Annotated in this window: 16 protein-coding genes; 2 read left to right on the top strand and 14 right to left on the bottom strand. The window is 59.8% G+C overall.

Annotated features, from left to right (window positions below; all coding sequences use genetic code 11):
• Positions 1-48: 48 nt before the first annotated feature.
• The 12 genes from HMPREF2847_RS05205 to HMPREF2847_RS05150 all read right to left on the bottom strand — a co-directional run bounded on the left by HMPREF2847_RS05205 (position 49) and on the right by HMPREF2847_RS05150 (position 12,301).
• Positions 49-771, bottom strand: a complete 723-nt coding sequence (locus HMPREF2847_RS05205; protein ID WP_016423112.1) for an isoprenyl transferase — start codon at positions 769-771, stop codon at positions 49-51.
• 28 nt (positions 772-799) lie between these two features.
• On the bottom strand, positions 800-1,549 hold the full coding sequence (gene recO / locus HMPREF2847_RS05200) for a DNA repair protein RecO (protein ID WP_070851734.1): 750 nt from the start codon (positions 1,547-1,549) through the stop codon (positions 800-802).
• A gap of 4 nt (positions 1,550-1,553) precedes the next feature.
• Complete coding sequence (gene era, locus HMPREF2847_RS05195) at positions 1,554-2,495, bottom strand: GTPase Era (protein ID WP_052155617.1); 942 nt, start codon at positions 2,493-2,495, stop codon at positions 1,554-1,556.
• A gap of 4 nt (positions 2,496-2,499) precedes the next feature.
• Positions 2,500-3,828: a hemolysin family protein gene (locus HMPREF2847_RS05190; RefSeq protein ID WP_070851733.1), complete on the bottom strand. Its 1,329-nt coding sequence runs from the start codon at positions 3,826-3,828 to the stop codon at positions 2,500-2,502.
• The gene (ybeY, locus tag HMPREF2847_RS05185) at positions 3,825-4,358 is read right to left on the bottom strand and encodes an rRNA maturation RNase YbeY (protein ID WP_005511056.1); all 534 of its coding nucleotides are present in this window, start codon (positions 4,356-4,358) and stop codon (positions 3,825-3,827) included. Before ybeY ends, HMPREF2847_RS05190 begins: the two co-directional genes overlap by 4 nt.
• A gap of 16 nt (positions 4,359-4,374) precedes the next feature.
• Positions 4,375-5,403, bottom strand: coding sequence for a PhoH family protein (locus HMPREF2847_RS05180; RefSeq protein WP_070549896.1), 1,029 nt, complete (start codon positions 5,401-5,403; stop codon positions 4,375-4,377).
• A gap of 12 nt (positions 5,404-5,415) precedes the next feature.
• Positions 5,416-6,195, bottom strand: coding sequence for a 16S rRNA (uracil(1498)-N(3))-methyltransferase (locus HMPREF2847_RS05175; RefSeq protein ID WP_069359237.1), 780 nt, complete (start codon positions 6,193-6,195; stop codon positions 5,416-5,418).
• A 41-nt stretch (positions 6,196-6,236) separates the two neighbouring features.
• Positions 6,237-7,367: a molecular chaperone DnaJ gene (gene dnaJ / locus HMPREF2847_RS05170; protein WP_016423118.1), complete on the bottom strand. Its 1,131-nt coding sequence runs from the start codon at positions 7,365-7,367 to the stop codon at positions 6,237-6,239.
• Positions 7,368-7,369: 2 nt separating this feature from the next.
• Entirely contained in the window at positions 7,370-8,407 is a 1,038-nt protein-coding gene (gene hrcA, locus HMPREF2847_RS05165) for a heat-inducible transcriptional repressor HrcA (protein WP_070851732.1), read from the bottom strand.
• A 9-nt stretch (positions 8,408-8,416) separates the two neighbouring features.
• Complete coding sequence (gene hemW, locus HMPREF2847_RS05160; RefSeq protein ID WP_070851731.1) at positions 8,417-9,580, bottom strand: radical SAM family heme chaperone HemW; 1,164 nt, start codon at positions 9,578-9,580, stop codon at positions 8,417-8,419.
• Positions 9,577-10,263: a hypothetical protein gene (locus HMPREF2847_RS05155; protein WP_016423121.1), complete on the bottom strand. Its 687-nt coding sequence runs from the start codon at positions 10,261-10,263 to the stop codon at positions 9,577-9,579. The genes hemW and HMPREF2847_RS05155 overlap by 4 nt, the downstream gene beginning before the upstream one ends.
• A gap of 205 nt (positions 10,264-10,468) precedes the next feature.
• Positions 10,469-12,301 carry an AMP-dependent synthetase/ligase gene (locus HMPREF2847_RS05150; RefSeq protein ID WP_016423122.1) on the bottom strand — a complete coding sequence of 611 codons (1,833 nt, stop codon included), beginning with the start codon at positions 12,299-12,301 and terminating at the stop codon, positions 10,469-10,471.
• Between the two features lie 154 nt (positions 12,302-12,455).
• On the opposite strand from HMPREF2847_RS05150, the gene malQ reads away from it, so the two are divergent.
• Complete coding sequence (gene malQ / locus HMPREF2847_RS05145) at positions 12,456-14,675, top strand: 4-alpha-glucanotransferase (protein WP_070851730.1); 2,220 nt, start codon at positions 12,456-12,458, stop codon at positions 14,673-14,675.
• 359 nt (positions 14,676-15,034) lie between these two features.
• On the opposite strand, the gene HMPREF2847_RS05140 is transcribed toward malQ, so the two are convergent.
• Entirely contained in the window at positions 15,035-15,250 is a 216-nt protein-coding gene (locus HMPREF2847_RS05140) for a hypothetical protein (protein ID WP_048732712.1), read from the bottom strand.
• Between the two features lie 75 nt (positions 15,251-15,325).
• Positions 15,326-17,380 (bottom strand): M3 family metallopeptidase, encoded by a 2,055-nt coding sequence (locus tag HMPREF2847_RS05135; protein ID WP_070851735.1) that lies wholly within the window; start codon positions 17,378-17,380, stop codon positions 15,326-15,328.
• A gap of 100 nt (positions 17,381-17,480) precedes the next feature.
• Here HMPREF2847_RS05135 and HMPREF2847_RS05130 point away from each other — a divergent pair, with 100 nt between their 5' ends.
• Complete coding sequence (locus tag HMPREF2847_RS05130) at positions 17,481-18,755, top strand: carboxylesterase family protein (RefSeq protein ID WP_070851729.1); 1,275 nt, start codon at positions 17,481-17,483, stop codon at positions 18,753-18,755.
• The last annotated feature ends 80 nt before the right edge of the window (positions 18,756-18,835 follow it).

The following is an 18,835-nucleotide window of genomic DNA, read 5'->3' as shown; positions in this document are numbered from 1 at the left end:
CTGGCACTTGACAAAAACATAGGGACACCCCCCTAAAAAATATCGGCTCTAGGCCTTGCCGAACCTACGGTCGCGCTTGGCGTACTCCACCACTGCGGCGCGCATGTCATCCCGACCGAAATCCGGGAAAAGCTTGTCCTGATAGACCATCTCCGCATAGGCGGACTGCCAGATTAAGAAGTTGGACGTGCGCTGCTCGCCCGATGGACGCAGGAACAGATCAACATCCGGCATAGTCGGCTCATCCAGGAACTGTGCGAAAGACTTCTCGGTCAAGTCATATTCGCTGAGCTCCCCCGCTGCTGCCTGACGAGCAATCTCTCTAGCAGCATCAACAATTTCAGCGCGACCACCGTAGTTGACGCACATATACAGAGTTAGCGCGTCATTGTCCTTCGTCTGCTCCTCGGCAATCTCAAGTTCCTTAATAACCGAGCGCCACAGTCGCGGGCGACGCCCTGCCCAACGCACGCGAACGTTCTTCGAATCCAACTCATCACGACGTCGGCGCAGCACATCGCGATTAAAGCCCATAAGGAATCGGACCTCATCGACCGAACGGCGCCAATTCTCAGTGGAAAATGCGTAAGCCGACAGGTGCTTGACGCCCATCTCCAAACAAGCATCGACGCACTCCATCAGCACGGCCTCACCACGCTTGTGCCCCTCGGTGCGTTTGAGCCCACGCTGTTCGGCCCATCTACCATTGCCGTCCATCACGAGCGCGATGTGATTGGGCACGAATTGCTGCGGTACAGGAGGATTCAACACGCTTCCTATTGTGCCCCACCGCTACTGCTTACTGCCAAAAAGCATCCACATGTTCCAGCGCCGGCACCCGGCGGCCCAGGTAGTACTGCAGGTACTTCGCCGTTAGGGTACGCGCCGTCGCCATCCGCCCCTCAAACTCGCTTGACGACGTATCGATGCCCGCCCATTGCTCATGAGCAAGCTGCCACATCAGATGCAGAACCTCGGTCGGCGGAGTATCTGCGCCCGGTGGCCTGCAGTTAGTGCACACTGCTCCACCCAGTGCGGGAGAAAACGCATGATGAGGCCCGGCTTTGCCGCAGCCTGCGCACTCAAAGAGGCTTGGCTGCCAACCGGCCTGTGCCATTGCCCGCAGGATGTAGGAGGTCAGCAACAAATCGGGGCGATGGTGACCGGCCGCAACGTCGTCGAGCGATTGGGTGGTGAGATCCCACAATTCGGGAGCCGGCACTTGCTCCTCGCCGACAATGCGTTCGGCGACGTCCAGGACTGCACACGCACAGGTGTAGCGCGCATAGTCGTCGACAAGCGGTGCTGCCCACGTGCGCACGGTATCTGCGCCGGCGATAGTGGACAGTCCTCGGCGTGGGTAGATGTTGACATCCACGTCGACGAATGGTGACAGGCGGGAGCCGAAGCGGCTCTTCGCGCGCCGCACGCCTTTGGCGACACCGCGGACTAGGCCGTGGTCGCGGGTGAAAAGGACGATGATGCGGTCGGCTTCGCCGAGGTCGTAGCGGCGTACGACCAGCGCACGGTCGCGATACGGCTCGACCAATTTTTTAGAATCCCAACTTGCCCAGCTGCTTCGGGTCCGACTGCCAGTCCTTCAACACTTTCACGCGCAAGTCAAGGTAAACATTCTGGCCAAGCAACGCGATGAGTTCCTTACGAGCCTTGTGAATGGTGGTGCCCATGCGTCGACCGTCGCGCCCCATGAGAATGGACTTCTGCCCCGAACGCTCGACATAGATAACGGCGTGGACGTCCAGGACGCCTTCGCGGTCCTGGCTTGGTAGCACCTCATCAATCTGGACTGCCACAGAGTGCGGCAACTCATCGCGCAGACCGCCGAGGGCCGCCTCGCGGATGAGCTCTGCCATCCGAGTGTGCAGATCCTCATCGGTGATGTGACCCTTTGGGTACAGTCGCGGTCCCTCCGGCAACTGGGAAGCCATGACATCAATCAGCGTGTTGATGTTCTCGCCGGACTTCGACGACAGTGGCACCAGCTCAGCATCCGGACCGAGCAACTCCTGCAGCTCAATCAGGCGCTCGATAATCGTGTCGCGCGAGACCTTATCCACCTTGGACACAATGCCCATGATGTTCTTGCAACCTTTGGAGACGTTCTCGTAAATCCAGCGGTCACCGGGGCCAATTTTCTCGTCGGCAGGCACGACCATCGCGACCAAGTCCACATCGGAGTAGGTCTCCTGAACCATGTCATTCAGGCGCTCACCGAGCAGCGTGCGTGGCTTGTGCAGACCTGGCGTATCCACGACAACAATCTGACAGTTCTCGCGGTGGACTACACCTCGGACTGGATGACGCGTGGTTTCCGGCTGGTTAGCGGTAATAGCGATCTTCTCGCCCACCAGGGAATTGGTCAGCGTCGACTTACCGGTATTCGGACGCCCCACGATAGAGACGAACCCAGAGCGAAAGCCCTCCGGCGCACTGTAATCATCAGCATCTCCGCCAAGTCCAGCATTGGCCAGCATGTCATCAAGATTGCCCATCAGTATCTTCTTCCTCGGAGTAAAACTCCGCAGTCGGCTCCACCACCACAGTGCGTACCCGCATACGACCACGACGGTCACGCGAGCCCTCGGCGGTAAACTTCAGTCCTGCATATTCTACGTACGAACCGGGCAGTGGCACACGTCCAAGCTCATATGCCAACAGACCGGAGACCGTATCCACCTCTTCGGTGACCTCGTCATCGAAGACGAGTTGGCGCCCGTGGGCTTCGTCGTAAAGCTCTATGAGCTCGCCCAAGCTGAGGCGCGCCTGCACGCGGTAGGAGGCATCCCCCAGTGGTTCGATGGGGGCCTGCTCGGCCTCGTCGTATTCGTCAGCAATCTCACCGACAATCTCCTCGAGGATGTCCTCAATAGAGATAAGACCGGCGACCGATCCATATTCGTCGATGAGAATGGCGATGTGATTGCGGGTGCGCTGCATTTCATCGAGCAGGTCATCCAGTGGCTTGGAATCGGGCACAAAAACGCAGTCACGCATGACCTCGGAGACGCGAACACCGCGACCGCCATCAGTACGCGAGTACGTCTGCTGGACAATGTCCTTCAAGTAAATGACGCCGACGATGTCCTCAACGCTCTCGCCAATCACCGGCAGTCGCGAGTGACCCGACTTCACGCATAGGGCCACTGCCTGACCACAGTGCTTATCCGCCTCAATCCACACCATCTCTGGGCGCGGAACCATAACAACGCGTGCCGACGTTTCCGCGAGATCGAACACAGACTGAATCATGCGGCGCTCATCGTGCTCCACAATGCCGCGCTCCTGGGCGATATCGACCATCTCGCGCAACTCGACTTCAGTGGCGAACGGGCCATCGCGGAAGCCACCACCAGGGGTGATGATGTTGCCGAACCAAATCAGCAACTTTTCCAGTGGCCCCAACACCTTGGCCATAAAACTCAGAACGACCGCGGTGGCGAGGGAAATCGAGTACGGATTCTTCCGACCCATCGTGCGGGAAAACACCCCGAGGACCAGGAAGGTGAACAGAGCCAACAACACCACTGCAGCCACAATGGCCCAGCGCTCCGGCTCGAAAAGCTTAAGACAAACTGCCGCAAGCGTCACTGCACCGATTGACTCGCACAGCGTACGCAAAATCACCAGCACATTGACGTGCCGAGCGCGATTTTCTACGACCTTGAGAAGCGCATTAGCACCTGCGACCTCGTCACGCTGCAGCTCTGCCACGCGCGCACGGGAAATGCCTGCGACCGCAGTTTCGACTGTGTTAAGTCCGCCAGCGCAGATCATCGCCACAACGGCGACAATTATCAAAGTGATCATCGCTCGTTAGAACGCTCCGGGAACGCATTGGGGTTAATTGGTTTTTCGGAAAAGCTCACGCCACGACGATCGATGTCGTCGTACCAATCCGCCAACAGGCCATTCTGCAGGGAGAACATCTGGCGCTCTTCCTCCGCCGTGACATGGTCATAACCCAACAGGTGCAGTACGCCGTGCACGGTGAGCAGTACCAACTCGTGGCTCAGCGGATGGCCTGCACGCTCCGCCTGCCCCGCGGCAAACTCCGGGCACAACACAATGTCGCCCAGCATCGCAGGCCCTGGGCTAGCTGCATCTGGTCGGCCAGAGCCAGGAGTGAGCTCATCCATCGGGAAGCTCATCACATCAGTCGGCCCCGGCAGATCCAGCCAGCGCACATGGAGGTCTTCGATCGTCTTCAAGTCGACAATGTGAATGCTCAGCTCAGCTGCCGGATGCACGTCCAGGCGGCCCAGCGCATAACGGGCAACGTCGATAAGCGACTCTTCATTGACGCCCTGACCGGACTCGTTGAAAACTTCAATGCTCATGTAATTTCAGCGTCCTTTATCGCTTTGTGGCGGACTGTCGCTTTTGTGGGGACTCGGCGCCCTGTTCAATACCTTCGTTATAGGCATCGTAGTCATCGTAGGCCTCGACAATTGCGGTTACCAGCGGGTTGCGCACCACATCCGCAGCCGCCAGCGCCGGAAAAGCGATTCCCGGCACACTGCGCAGCACCTCACGGGCGACAGCTAGACCGGACTTCTGCCCTCGAGGCAGGTCGACCTGGCTGGCGTCACCGGTGATGACCATCTTCGAACCGAAGCCCAGGCGGGTGAGGAACATTTTCATCTGCGCCGGAGTAGTGTTCTGTGCTTCGTCGAGAATGATGAACGCATTGTTCAAGGTACGACCGCGCATGTACGCCAGCGGTGCGACCTCCACTACCCCAGTTTCCATCAGCTTTGGAATCAGCTCTGGCTCAAGCATTTCGCGCATCGCATCGTGCAATGGGCGCAGGTAGGGGTCAATCTTCTCGTGCAGAGTACCCGGCAGGAAGCCCAGGTTCTCACCCGCCTCCACTGCGGGGCGAGTCAGAATAATGCGTTCTACCTGCTTATTCTTCAGTGCAGCAACCGCCTTGGCCATGGCCAAGAAGGTCTTGCCCGTACCGGCGGGGCCGATACCGAAAACAACGTTATAGCGGTCGATGGCATCGACGTAGTTCTTTTGTCCCTCGGTCTTGGGACGCACGGTCTTGCCACGATGTGTCACGATGCCGCCACCGAGCACCTCGCTGGCGGACTTCTCCCCGCGATCCACAATGCCCACCGCGTGCCGCACCGACTCCGGGGAGAGCTCGTGCCCACGACGGGCCATTGCCTCTAGCTCCTTGAACGCGCGGACAGCCAACGAAACATCCGCCGGAGCACCCTTGATTGTCACAACTCCGCCGCGGACATGAATATCCGCTGCCAGCAGAGATTCCAGCAGACGTAGGTTCTGATCCGCATGACCGACCACAATCGGCGCGAGATTGTCATCGAGCTCGACGACGGCAGTGGTACGAGCAGTTACTGAATACTTTGTCATTATGCGTCTATCCTACTGACCAGGCGTGGGTGCGCCGCCCCAGCGCTTTGTCAACGGGCCCAGTGCGCAAAGAGCAGCAGCTCCCGCGAGGGCGCTGCGGAGAACTGTCGGGCCGAGTACTACCGAGCTAGCACCTGCGGCGCGGAAGGCCTCGAGTTCCCCAGGGCTGACTCCCCCTTCTGGGCCGACGATGAAAAGAACCTTGTCAGCGTTTGCTGCCTGCGCGGCGAAGTCCACGAACGGAGCTGTTTCCTCCTCGTGCAAAACTGCTGCCACACCACCTGCTGACGTGGTTTCCCGGATGAGTTGCTCAATATCAGCGGAGCTATGCAGGTCAGCGACCGGCGGAATCCATGCACGACGAGCCTGCTTGGCTGCCTCGCGCGCAGCCGACTGCCACTTGGCGCGGGCCTTAGTGACCTTCGCGGTACCCTGCCATCGGGCCACACAATTCACGGCCGCCCAGGGGATAATCTCATCGACCCCGGCCTCGGTCATCAAATCGACCGCAAGCTCAGCACGATCCGACTTCGGCAGCGCCTGCACCACAGTGACGTGCGGGCGCGGACGTGGACGTTCCTCAGCGGCAACCACACGAACGTGAACCTCACGAGGGTCTACGTGCATGAGCTGTGCTCGCACCACCTTGTCCGCACCATTGGCAAGAAGGATCTCCGAGCCCTCCTTCAGCCTGCGAACGCTGATGTGTTTTGCCTCCGACCCGAGGATTCGAATGATTTCTTCCGGGCGCGGCAGCTCGGTGAACTCACCGAGGAATACGGGCAAACTCATGCGTGTTTCACACTCACTGGAGGGGGCTTTGGGTGGCTGTTTTAACGGCGGCGGAAACGGGAGAAGAAACCGTTGCGCTCACTCGAGTCTGACACCTTGGCATCATCATCGCGGTGCTCGCGTAGCTTCTCCAGCAGCTCGCGGGACTTGCGGTCCAGCTTCGTCGGCACCGTGACATCGACGTGTGCGACCACGTCGCCGTTGCCCTCGCCGCGCAGATGTGGCATACCCTTGCCCGACAGGCGAATCTGCTCTGCCGGCTGGGTGCCCGAATCAACCTTGATGGTCATTGGCTCGCCGAGTAGGTCGTCGACCTCAAACTCGGTACCAAGTGCGGCATCAGCCATGGGCACCTGGACGTTAAAGTGCAGGTCATCGCCCTCACGCTCGAATACCGGGTGCGGGTCCATGGCAACTTCCACGTAGAGGTCACCCGCCGGGCCACCGCCCGGACCGACCTCGCCCTGACCTGCCATGCGAATACGCATGCCATCAGAGATACCTGCCGGAACGTTTACCGTCAGATCACGGCGAGCGCGCACGCGGCCGTCGCCACCGCAGTTGTTACACGGATCGGGGATAATTTCGCCGGTGCCCTCACAAGTCGGGCACGGCCGCGAGGTCATCACATTGCCCAGGAAGGAACGCTGGACCTGCTGAATCTCGCCAGTACCATCACAGCTGGTACACATCTTCGGCTTGGACTTGGACTTCGAGCCAGTTCCCTCGCACTGCTCACACAGCACCGCGGTGTCCACCGTGATGGGCTTGCGGACACCGGTGAATGCCTCATCGAGGCCCAGCGAAATACGCAGCAGCGCATCTGCACCTGGCTGCACACGCGAGCGGCGCTGGCGGGTCCCGCCGGCACCGCCGAAAAATGCTTCGAAGATATCGCCGACTCCGCCGCCGCCGAAACCGCCGAAGCCACCGCCTGGCATACCGGCCTGCGGATTGAGAGGATCTCCTCCCATATCCACAATCCGGCGCTTTTCAGGATCCAGCAGGACCTCGTTCGCCTCAGAGGCCTCACGGAACTTCTCCGCAGCTTCTTCATCACCCGGATTACGGTCTGGGTGGTACTTGAGCGCCAGCTTTCGGTACGCCTTCTTAATCTCAGCGTCCGTAGCGTCCTTCTCCACTCCGAGGATGCCGTAATAGTCGCGTGCCAACTTTAGCTACTTCCTTTCAATACCCGGCCAACGTACTGTGCAACAGCAGCAACCGAGGAAATTGTTCCCGGATAATCCATAAATGTGGGGCCAACTACGCCCATGCCACCCAAAATTTCGGTGCCGGTGCCATAGCCAGTTGAAACAACTGAGGTAGCGCGCAGCTCCTCGTCCTCGTTTTCCTCACCGATGGAAACGCGAACGTGGTGCAAATCCTGCGCGGCCGACAGCAGTTTCAGTACGACCACCTGTTCTTCGAGAGCTTCAAGAACCATGGGCAACGTAGAAGGTAAGCGACCGGCCATATTACCACGGGTCAAATTCGACGCTCCGGCCAGGATGAGTCTGTCATTCGGCTTTTCAATCAGCGACTCCACCAGCACCGTCGAGCAGCGAATAAGCACATCCCGCAAATCACGCGGGGCGTTAGCCGCAAGATCGGAGATCGCAATCGACGCGTCGGCAAGCGTGTGCCCCGACATTGCGCGGTTGAAATGCTCACGCAAGAGCGGCACGAGATCGGGATCCATCGGTGCTGGCAGCTCAACATTGCGCTGTTCCACGCGCCCGGTGTCAGTGATGACTACCAGCAACAATCGCGCGTCGGTGAGCTGTACGACCTCGCAGTGCCGGACGCGGGAGACCTCCAGCGTCGGCACCTGCACCACTGCGACCTGACGAGTTAGCTGGGCCAGCAGCTGCACACTGCGGCGCAGCACGTCCTCCAGATCGACGCCGCCTTCGAGGAACTCGAGGATAGCTCGGCGCTCAGCCCGGGACAGCGGCTTAATCTGCGAAAGATTGTCCACAAAAAGGCGGTAGCCCTTCTCAGTCGGGATACGTCCGGACGATGCATGTTCCTGCTGGATATACCCCTCGGCCTCCAGCACCGCCATGTCATTTCTAATGGTCGCCGAGGACACACCCAGATTGTGGCGCTCCACCAGAGCCTTCGAGCCGACTGGCTCCTGGGAAGCTACGTAATCCGAGACAATTGCCCGAAGAACTTCCTGCCTGCGCTTATCCGTCTGAGATGACATGCGGATAGTTTAACTAAGGATGTCAACAATTATTGCGTCGGCCAGCAAACGACCGCGATTGGTCAGCTGAATCCGCTGGCCACAATCGACGGAAACAAACTCCACCATGCCCGCTTCCGCTTGCCGACGTGCCTTGCCCAGCTCATCCTCACCGAGCAGATTGGCATCGATACCCTCGGCCAAGCGGAGGCCCAGCATAATCTTCTCAGTGTGCCGATCCTCGGCCGTAAGCCTTTCTGAATCCTTAATCGGCAACTCTCCGCCGGAAATGGTCGCCGCGTAGCGAGCCGGATGCTTGACGTTGTAAAACCTCGTGCCATCCAGATGCGAATGGGCACCGGGGCCCGCACCCCACCAATTTCCATCGCGCCAGTAGAGCATATTGTGACGACATTGGCCGCCCGGTTTCGCCCAGTTGGACACCTCGTACCAGGAGAAACCGGCTTGACTCAGTGCGGCATCGATGCGCTCGTAGCGGTCGGCGAGATCGTCGTCGTCAGGCATCGGCAGCTCACCGCGACGAACCTTACGCGCCATCGCAGTACCCGGTTCGACGATCAGCGAGTACGCCGAAACATGGTCGACATCGGTGGCCAGTACCGCCTCCAGCGTCGTATCGAGGTCCGACATCGACTCCCCTGGCGTGCCATAAATAACGTCGAGGTTGATGTGCTCAAAACCGGCAGCGCGTGCCTCCGCCACTGCCGCCGCGGGACGCCCCGGCGTGTGCGTACGATCCAGAGTGGCCAGCACATGCGGCACAGCCGACTGCATGCCCAGACTCACCCGGGTAAACCCTGCCTCGGCCAAGCCTTCGAAAAACTCCGGGGAGGTCGACTCGGGATTCGACTCGGTGGTGACCTCGGCGTCGTCGGCAAGCCCAAAGCTGTTGCGCACACCGTCGAGCAGGCGACGAAGACCACTCGCCCCCAACATCGACGGCGTACCCCCGCCGACGAATACGGTATCGGCACCACGCGCTAGTTCGGGGTGCTTTACGACGGCCATCTCGAGCTCAGCCACGATGGCATCGAGGTAGTCTCCCTGCGTTGCGCCACTGCCCAGCTGACCTGGCGTGTACGTGTTGAAATCACAGTAGCCACAACGGGTGGCACAGAATGGGACGTGTAAGTAGACACCGAAGGAATCGGTGTGTGCGGAGGCTTCGCTCACGCATGCTCCTTGGCTCGACGTTGCTTCACGCGGCGGACAATTTCATCGATGCGGGCACGTTCCATCAGGAACTCCGGAGGCCTACGGCCGCGCAGCGCATTGGCAACTGCCGGATGAGTCTCGGGAACAGCAACACACCAAGCGGCGGCAGCGGACAGTGCACGGCGGCCAGACTGTGCGTAAAGCTGCGGAAGCACCACACTACCGAGCTTTTCCACGCCTCGGATGTTTTCGGCGGAAACCCAGTCGGCGAGTTCCTCCAGGTAAGAAGCCACGGCATCGGAGCGAGCAATCATTGCCTGCGTGACCGTAGGGACTGCAACCGGATGCTTCAAAGGAGCCGGAATGAGCGACAGTGACTGCACATCCGGCGACTTCGGTGCCGGATGTGGGTGTCGCCGCGGTGTCGAAGCGGAGGAAAGAGTACCGATGCGCCCCGAGCGAATGCCGGAGGTAAACGCTTGGCGTAGACCATCAAGCTCACCAATCAGAGGGCGGCAGTCCTCAACGGCCTCGTCGACGATGTCAGCGAGCTCGAGGACGCATTCGTCCACCAGCTCACGATCTACATCAGCAACCGCCTGAGCAAGGTGCTCGATGTGTTCGGCAACTTCGTCACCAATGTCGTAGAGCTCTTGGGTCACTTCGCGCAGGCGTAGCCGAGCATCGAAGTGGTTAATCATTGCCCGCCCTCCCACGACATCTTCGGCGCCGGTGACATCATTGCAGTCTTCCGCTTTCGAATATCGACGAACATTGACGAATGCCGACTTTCGAAAACTGAAAACTCCTTAAAAATTTCTAGCGCCCCTCACCTTAATGGGGTGAGGGGCGCTAGCGCGGTAACAACACGCTGCCGTTTTCTATCGGCAGCGGGTAGACCGTGAATTAACGCTGGTAGAGAGCCTCAATGTCACGCGAGTAGTTGTCCATGACAATGTTGCGCTTGACCTTCATGGTCGGGGTCAGCTCGCCGCTTTCCTCGGTGAAGTCACTGTCCAGAATATGGAACTTCTTAATGGCCTCTGCGTGAGAAACCAGCTCGTTAGCGGAGTTGACGGCGTCCTGAATCTCGGCGCGCAAAACTGCGCTGGAGGCAGCGAGTTCACGGATCGAGGTGTGCTCGGGGACGGAGTGCTCAATCTTCCACTTCTCCAGTGCCTCCTCATCGAGAGTGACCAACACGGAGACGAACGGACGACCATCGCCGATGACGACTGCCTGGGACACCAGCGGGTGCGCACGCATGCGGTCTTCCATCGGGCCCGGCGCGACATTCTTACCACCAGCGGTGACAATGAGGTCCTTCTTGCGGCCGGTGATCTTCAGGTGGCCTTCTTCGGTCAGCTCACCGAGGTCACCAGTCTTAAACCATTCGCCGTCGATGAAGGCTTCCTTGGTAGCCTCTTCGTTCTTCCAGTAGCGGTCGAACACAACCGGACCACGGAGCAGAACTTCGCCATCATCAGCGATAGCGGCCGAGCAACCACCGACCGGACGACCAACGGTACCAATGATTTGCTCGCTCGGGTTGTTCACGGTGACGGCAGCCGTGGACTCAGTCAGACCGTAGCCTTCGTAGACAGGCACACCGAGACCACGGAAGAAGTGCCCGAGGTCAGAGGACAGAGCCGAACCACCGGAAATGGTGTACTGCACGGCCTCACCCATAGCTGCGCGAATTTTCGAGAACAGCAGGCGATCGTAGAGCTGGCGACGCAGCTTCAAGACACGCGACGGACCTGCCGGAGTATCCAGAGCCTTGGAGTACTCGATGGCGGTGGCCTCAGCACGCTCGAACATGGCCAGACCGAATGCGCCCTTCTCCTTAGCGGAGGCGTAGGCGGAGTCACGAACCTTCTCGAACACGCGCGGCACACCGAGAATCATGTGCGGACGGGAACGCTGGAACTCCAGGGTGACGGTCTTGGTATCAGCCCAGTGAGACTGGGTAGCACCGGAAATCATCGAAGCCAGGGACACTGCGTGAGCCAACACGTGCGCCAACGGCAGGAAGGTCAGAATGCGGTTACCCGGCCGGGCAATCAGGCCAATCTCGTTGGTGAGGATGGCGCGGGCCTCCGCCAGCCAGTTGCTGTGCAGGAGCACGCAGCCCTTCGGACGACCAGTGGTACCGGAGGTATAGATCACGGTTGCCAGGTCGTCGGCCTTGGTGTCCTTGATGCGGCGCTCGACCTCGTCGCCGTCAATGTCACGGCCTTCGTAGCTAATGGTGTCAGTAGCGGAAGCGTTAATCTCCAGTACACGACGCAGCTGGGACTCGCCCTCCGGGTTCTCGGTGCCCTTTTCGACCAGCAGAGGCTTCATGCGGTCGGTGTGCTCACGCGACTCGGTAAATGCGAAAACAGCACCGGAGTTTTCAATAATCCAACGAATCTGGCCAGACGAAGAAGAGCCGTAAATCGGGACAACAGCAGCGCCTGCCATCCAGATAGCGGTATTGATCAGGTTCCACTCGTAGCGAGTCTCACTGAGCAGCGCTACGCGGTCGCCCGGCTGAACACCGTTGGCAATTAGCCCCTTAGCGACGCCCTTTGCCTCGTCATAGAACTCCTGAGCAGTGACATTTACCCACTCAAAGTTCTTGGGGCGGGTGAAAAGCACCAGCTTCGGGCGCTTCTGCACCAGCTCCTGCAGCGAGGTAATAATCGTTTCGTCCTCGCCGATGACGTATTTCGCCTCGGTAGTATATTCACGCATCGAGTTACAAACCCCTACTTTCGGTAGTTCTGTCCGTCGTTGGTTTCGTTAGGAATCAACTTAGAACATCAAACCCTGCGCCGTTGTGATTTCAGTAAATATTTCGATAACGAAGTGATTTACCTTACTACTGGCAAAGTTTTTCTAAACTGGCATGATGGAAAGGGTGACACAGGCAGCTTCCAATCCTCCCCTTTCCTCTCCACTCGCCGACCTCGCTAAAGATGTCGGAGTTGGGGTTTCCTACTACTCCACCGAGGGCCAACTCGTGCACGTCTCTCGTGAGACAGTGCTAAAAACTCTCGCTGCTCTCGACATCGATCTGGGCCCAGATCCCAGCGATGCCGAAATCAACGACGCCCGTCGCGAGTGGGCAGATACGCAGTGGTCTCGCCTTCTCCCGCCCGTGGTAGTTACCCGCCAGGGCATCTTCCACCGAGTTCTGGTTCACGTACCGCACGGCAGCAATGTCAGCGTGACTGTGAAACTGGAGGACGGCGCAGAATGGCCCTGCGCTCAGGTGCACCACTTGGTTCCGCCACGCCAAGTCGGCGATGTGTTGATGGGAGAAGCCGCCTTCGCAATTCCAGAGGATCTGCCACTTGGTTGGCATCGCTTGCGCGCAGTCAACGACGACAACGTCGCTGAGTGCGATGTGGCCGTAACCCCCAACCGTCTCGCCACTGCCGACAAGTACGTGCAGAATCCTGCGCATGGCGTCATGGCACAGCTGTACTCGGTACGCTCCAGCCGCAGCTGGGGTATCGGCGATTTCGCTACCCTCGGCGACTTGGCACAGGTCAGTGCAGAGCACGCGGGCTCTGATTTCGTCCTCATCAATCCGTTGCACGCCGCAGAGCCACTGCCTCCGGTAGAAGACTCGCCGTACCTGCCCACCACGCGCCGCTATGTCAATCCGCTGTACGCGCGCCCAGAGCTTATCGACGAGTTCGGGTACCTGGACAAGGACGAGGCCGATGAAGCCCGTGCGCTAGCGAACTCTTTCCACCAGCTCAATCACAGCCCTGATGAGATTGACCGCAACCCCATCTACGCTGCAAAGCTCAAGGTATTGCGGGCAATTCACAAGATCCCCCTGTCCAGCGCACGCCAGGCGGAATTTGACCGTTGGCTGGAGGCCGAGGGCCGTGGCATTTACGACTACGCGTCGTGGTGCACCGAGCGCGAGCTCGCGGATCGCGCTGCTGCCCGCGATGCTGCACGCGCTGCCACTTCCGATTCTGGTGCCGTAGCCGAGAACGATATCGAGTTGGTTCCACCGTTGGGCAACCACGCCAGTGTCGAATCTCTGCGGGAGGAAATCTTCCAGTTCCACCTCTGGGTACAGTGGATTCTCGATCAGCAGCTCGGCCAAGCACAAGAAGCAGCCCTGGATGCGGGTATGCGCATCGGCATCATGGCCGATCTTGCCGTCGGCGTACACCCTGGCGGTGCGGATGCCGAGAACCTCGCTGATTGGCTCGCCCCTGCTATCTCTGTTGGCGCACCGCCAGACGGTTTTAACCAGCGCGGCCAAGACTGGTCGCAGCCACCGTGGAACCCGCACAAGCTCGCCGAGGCCGGCTACCGCCCCTGGCGTGACATACTGCGCACAATCCTGCGCCACGCAGGTGGCATTCGTGTTGACCACGTGCTGGGTATGTTCCGCCTCTGGGTCATGCCGCGGATGGAGTCCCCCGTCAATGGCACCTACCTGTACTTCGACCACGAGGCCATGGTCGGCATTCTCGCACTTGAGGCCGAGCTCGCTGGGGCCGTCGTCGTAGGCGAAGACCTGGGCACCTTCGAGCCGTGGGTGCAGGACTACCTGGCCTCGCGGGGCATCATGGGCACCTCGATTGTGTGGTTTGAATCCGAGGGCAACCAGCCGAAACCACCGAGCGCCTACCGCAGCCTGTGCCTGTCCTCCGTCACCACGCACGATTTGCCGCCGACGGCAGGCTACCTCGCAGGCGAGCACATCAAGCTACGGGAACGCCTGGGGCTATTGCTTTCCGACGTCGCGGAGGAAGACCGCCGGGACTTCGAGTGGATTCGAAAGGTTTTGGGCGCTGCCAAAGAAGCTGGCTGCTTTGGTGACACGGCTGCCGCGGACATGGATGTTCAGTCCCTTACCCGCGATAATCTGCCACCAATTGACGCACTGGTCACGGGCCTGCACCGCTTCCTCGACCAGACGCCATCCGCGCTGAAGTGTGAGGCCCTGGTGGACATGGTCGGCGATCGTCGTACCCAGAACCAGCCGGGCACGACCCACGACCAGTACCCGAACTGGTGCATTCCGCTAACCGATGCCGAGGGCAAGGCCGTGCTTGTCGAGGACCTGCCTCGCTTCCCCGGATTCAAGCGTTAATTGGTTCGTGAGCGCCTAATCCCTCATTGTTGCCGTTCACCGATTTTTCAGGTTATGTGCCCGGTACTAAAACCGAGGCTAAAACTGGAAATCGGTGACTGCACCAGCGATGAGGATGAGAAGAAGCAAAACGATTAGGGCAAGTAGGACCTTCGAGTGCCTCGACCGATGCATGCTAACTCAGCTCCCTACTGCGAAATATTTGCGAACTACCCAACTCTAGCCTGTTGGGCAAATTTCCTAATACTTTAAGACATACCTTAGGGCAGCGATAGCGACCCAATACTTAAACGGGGGCTTGTCCCAGCTCAATTCTTCGGGCCTCCCAGTGAGCTATCCGCAGGCCACTACCGCATCGGCTAGCTGTCGCTGCCCGCTCCTCGACGCTCCTGCGAACGCTCCCGCCGGCGCACCGACCACTGCCACAGACGACCGCTGACGACATCGATTGCACCAACGAGAACGAAAGCAACAAAACCTCCGACTACCAGCAGAACCACGCATAGCGCGCTGACCTGCGCAAGCAGTGGCAATTGAATAAGCCACTGCCCTACCCTGTCGAATGCTTCTGCCATGAGTGTCAACCTACCCTGCCGGTGACCGGAATAACCAGTGGGCGGCGGTCGCGGGGCTCGTCGTAAAGCATGAAGCTAGGCATCAGTGCCCGACAGCCCGCGGCGTTCGAGGAGCGGCTGGATGTCCTTATCGCGGCCTCGGAAAGCGCGGTACGCAGCCATGAAGTCGATGGCGCCACCACGGGAGAGGATCTCTTCACGGAAGTGGCTGCCGCCGCTGATTGTGGCACCGCCGTTGTCGGTGAACCAACCGAAACCGTCCGCATCGAGCACCTCTGCCCACAGGTAGGAGTAATAGCCCGCCGAGTAACCGCCAGCGAAGATGTGGTTGAAGTAGCGGGAGCGGTAACGCGGGGCCAGGTGGGGAACATCGAGGCCGAGTTCGGCGAGTGCTTCCGATTCGAAAGCGTCGACATCGGTGACCTGAGCCGCTTCCTCCTCGGTGAGGCTGTGCCAGGCCAGGTCGATGGCGCACGCTGCGAGGTACTCAACCGTGGCAAATCCCTCACCAGCGGTGCGGGCCTTCTTCACCGACTCGACTAGCTCTGCTGGGATCGGCTCACCGGTACGAACGTGGACGGCGTAGTTGGTCAGAATGGATGGCTCAAGTGCCCAGTTCTCGTTGATCTGAGAGGGGAATTCCACAAAGTCGCGCGGGACGTTAGTGCCCGAGAAGGTCGGGTACGTGACGTCGGAAAGCAGACCGTGGAGGGCGTGCCCGAACTCGTGGAAAGCAGTGGTGACCTCGTCGAGTGTCAGCAGCACCGGGGTTCCCGGCTCGGTTTCGGCAATGTTCATCACGTTGACCACGACCGGCAGGCGGCCCAGCAGACGGGACTGATTCCTAAACGAGCTCATCCACGCACCACCGCGCTTGGTCGGACGCGAGAAATAGTCCGTGATAATCAGGCCGATGGTCTCCCCTCCGCCCTGGCGGACCTCCCACACAGTCGTGCCCGGCGCGTATCCCTGCAGATCCTCGCGCTTGACTACTTCGATGCCGTAAAGCTTGCGGGCAGCGTAGAACACACCGTCTTCGATGACACGGTGCAGCTCGAAGTAGTTCTTGAGCTCCTCCGTGTCGACTGCGAATTCCTCCGCTTTACGACGGCGCTCCCAGTACGGCCAGTCAGCGCCCGTGACCGTCTCATCGCCAGCCAAATCAGCGACCCGCTTGTACTCACCTTCAGCATTGGCAATGGCAGCTGGCGCCAGGTCTGCAATGAGCTTTCGAGCAGCCTCTGCGGTGGTTGCCGTCTCCTTGGCAATGACGTAATCCGCATGCGTGTCGTAACCGAGCAGCTTGGCGCGGCGGGCGCGCAGGCGTGCCATTTCCAGCACAATGTCGGAGTTGTCGAACTTGCCGGAGGCAGCACCCGCACGTCCCAGTGAGGCTTCGTAGAGCTTGGCACGAGTAGCCGGATTATCGAGGTCAGCCAGCTGTGCAGGAGTTGATGGTAGGTCCAGTGGAATCAGCCACGGCGCATCGGTGTCTGCCTTTTTCGCGTAGGCGGCGAAGGCCGCAATGGCATCGTCGGAAAGCCCGGCGAGCTCCTCGCGGTCGTAGATTTCCACGGCGCGCGCAACGGTGTCCTTCAGCAGGTTTTCGCCGAAGGCGGTGGAAAGCTCAGAGAGGCGGGAATTAATGCGGCTAAGCTCGGTTTTGTCCTCGTCGCTGAGGTCCGCACCGGCGCGCTGGAAGTCCTCGCGGACCTTCTTCAGCAGCAGCTTCGCTTCTTCCGGGTTGGCGGCATCCTCAACGCTGTCAATGGCATTGATGCGCTGCCACAGGTCACTGCGCATGCGAATCTGATCCAGGTGTGCTGTGAGCTGCGGGGCAATCTCGGCTTCAATTTCCATGCGGACATCGGTGGCGTCCGTGCCGGCAACGTTGAAGAAATAAGCAGCGACGCGGTCCAGATCTTGGCCCGCCTTCTCCATTGCCTCGATGGTGTTAACAAAGGTCGGTGCCTCCGACGACGTGGCGATCGCGTCAATCTCGCGTGCATGGCTGCGCATTGCTTCGCTAAACGCCTCGCGGACGTGGCTGTCATCGATTGCCGCAAAATCTGGCAATTCGCAGAACAATTCCGACGGTGTCAACAGTGGATTTCGTGCATCATTGGTCATAGTGAATTCAACTGTAGCGTGCTCGAAAACGCGAGCGCGACTACCACAGGCTCCCCGCCCTTCTGGCAGGACCAACAGTGACGAGGAGGCGTTTTCCGCCATGATAGAAACGACTATTTCCGCTCCCTGCGGGCAACTGACCGGCCGGATTCACGATGGCGCAATACAAGTTTTCAATATCGATTACGCAGATGCTGCTCCGTTTGCCGCGTCGGCACCAGTGGCCGACGGCCCACAGTCAGGCACTCGGCGCTGTGAGCCCGAGCGCGAGTTAGTTCTCACCGTCACCGCACCGGCTGGGCCCGCGGACGCTTCCTACCCCGTATTGCTGTGGATTCACGGTGGTAGCTACGAGTTTGGGCATCCCTCCGAGCCCTGGACGGACGCGACGGCTTTTGCGCAGGCCGGCATCATCACCGTTTCGCTCGGATACCGCAAGGGACTGGAGGGATTCTGGCGCGACAGTCAAACAGAGACCTACCGGGCCATTGATGATTTGTATCTGGGGCTGCAGTGGGCCCGTCGGAACGCGCCTGCCTTCGGCGGCGATATCGACAACATCACTATCTCGGGGCAATCGGCGGGTGCGGCGCTGGCGCTCACCCTCGCGGCCGACGAACGCACGCGCGGTCAGATTCAGCGCACCATCGCCATGTCGCCGGCCTTCTCGCTGCTGTCCGGCTCGCGCCTCCGCCGCACGTTGGCGGGCATCGGTGTGGGACGTGCGCCGTCCACCGAGGTCTTTTCGCGTGCCGACGAACGCAGGGTCGCTCGGGCCCAGAAATTGGTTTCGGCATCCTCGCCTTCGGATCCGGCAATTGGGCCTCGCTTTGACAGCTTTGCTCCCACACTGCCCACGATGGTGACCGCCACCAGCGAAGAGTTCTTCTCAGAACCGCCGGTTGTGGCGATGGACAAGTTGCCCATGCGGGAGTGGATGGCTCGGCGCTATGCCAAGGGGCATCGCGGCCGCGGCGAATTTCCGACCGACGCTTATGCCGAGCGTCCGATGGGAAATGTCATTTCTGACTCCGCGATTCGTTCTTACGCTGTTAAAGTCGCCGAACGGTCCGTGGCAGCTGGGTTAGATGTGTGGGCGGCACAATTCGAACCGGGAGAAGGGTTGGGCTACGCACCTGCTGGCCGCACCAGTGGTGCTCCGCACTGCATCGATATTGCACGCTTCTTCGGTATGAAAGAGCCCAACCATCCATTCCACCAAGTGGCGGTCGAGTTCATCCGCGAAGGCACCTCACGCATGCCCCGCTACAACGATGACCGCAAGGTGACTACCTTTGCCGGCGCTGACGCCCAGGCAGTCGAGGGCATTGCCATCGATGCGTGGGCGGCTCCGCGCCAGCTCTTTGGCGCATAAAGCGGGATTAGGCGCATGAGGCGGGGTAAGGCTTGCCATTGGCCGCACTGGTTAGCGCTGCTATTTAGCTCGGCAGAGTC

Source organism: Corynebacterium sp. HMSC074C03 (assembly GCF_001838285.1).
GTDB classification, from domain to species: domain Bacteria; phylum Actinomycetota; class Actinomycetes; order Mycobacteriales; family Mycobacteriaceae; genus Corynebacterium; species Corynebacterium amycolatum.
The sequence above is the reverse complement of the archived record's forward strand: the minus strand, read 5'-3'. Positions and strand labels throughout refer to the sequence as shown.

What these genes read in the sequence shown, in the direction of transcription:
- HMPREF2847_RS05175 (WP_069359237.1), bottom strand. Translation starts at nt 6,195, where the DNA reads ATGAGTTTGCCCGTATTCCTCGGTGAGTTCACCGAGCTGCCGCGCCCG.
- HMPREF2847_RS05150 (WP_016423122.1), bottom strand. Translation starts at nt 12,301, where the DNA reads ATGCGTGAATATACTACCGAGGCGAAATACGTCATCGGCGAGGACGAA.
- HMPREF2847_RS05180 (WP_070549896.1), bottom strand. Translation starts at nt 5,403, where the DNA reads ATGACAAAGTATTCAGTAACTGCTCGTACCACTGCCGTCGTCGAGCTC.
- HMPREF2847_RS05135 (WP_070851735.1), bottom strand. Translation starts at nt 17,380, where the DNA reads ATGACCAATGATGCACGAAATCCACTGTTGACACCGTCGGAATTGTTC.
- HMPREF2847_RS05190 (WP_070851733.1), bottom strand. Translation starts at nt 3,828, where the DNA reads ATGATCACTTTGATAATTGTCGCCGTTGTGGCGATGATCTGCGCTGGC.
- HMPREF2847_RS05140 (WP_048732712.1), bottom strand. Translation starts at nt 15,250, where the DNA reads ATGGCAGAAGCATTCGACAGGGTAGGGCAGTGGCTTATTCAATTGCCA.
- ybeY (WP_005511056.1), bottom strand. Translation starts at nt 4,358, where the DNA reads ATGAGCATTGAAGTTTTCAACGAGTCCGGTCAGGGCGTCAATGAAGAG.
- hrcA (WP_070851732.1), bottom strand. Translation starts at nt 8,407, where the DNA reads ATGTCATCTCAGACGGATAAGCGCAGGCAGGAAGTTCTTCGGGCAATT.
- era (WP_052155617.1), bottom strand. Translation starts at nt 2,495, where the DNA reads ATGCTGGCCAATGCTGGACTTGGCGGAGATGCTGATGATTACAGTGCG.
- HMPREF2847_RS05155 (WP_016423121.1), bottom strand. Translation starts at nt 10,263, where the DNA reads ATGATTAACCACTTCGATGCTCGGCTACGCCTGCGCGAAGTGACCCAA.
- malQ (WP_070851730.1), top strand. Translation starts at nt 12,456, where the DNA reads ATGATGGAAAGGGTGACACAGGCAGCTTCCAATCCTCCCCTTTCCTCT.
- HMPREF2847_RS05130 (WP_070851729.1), top strand. Translation starts at nt 17,481, where the DNA reads ATGATAGAAACGACTATTTCCGCTCCCTGCGGGCAACTGACCGGCCGG.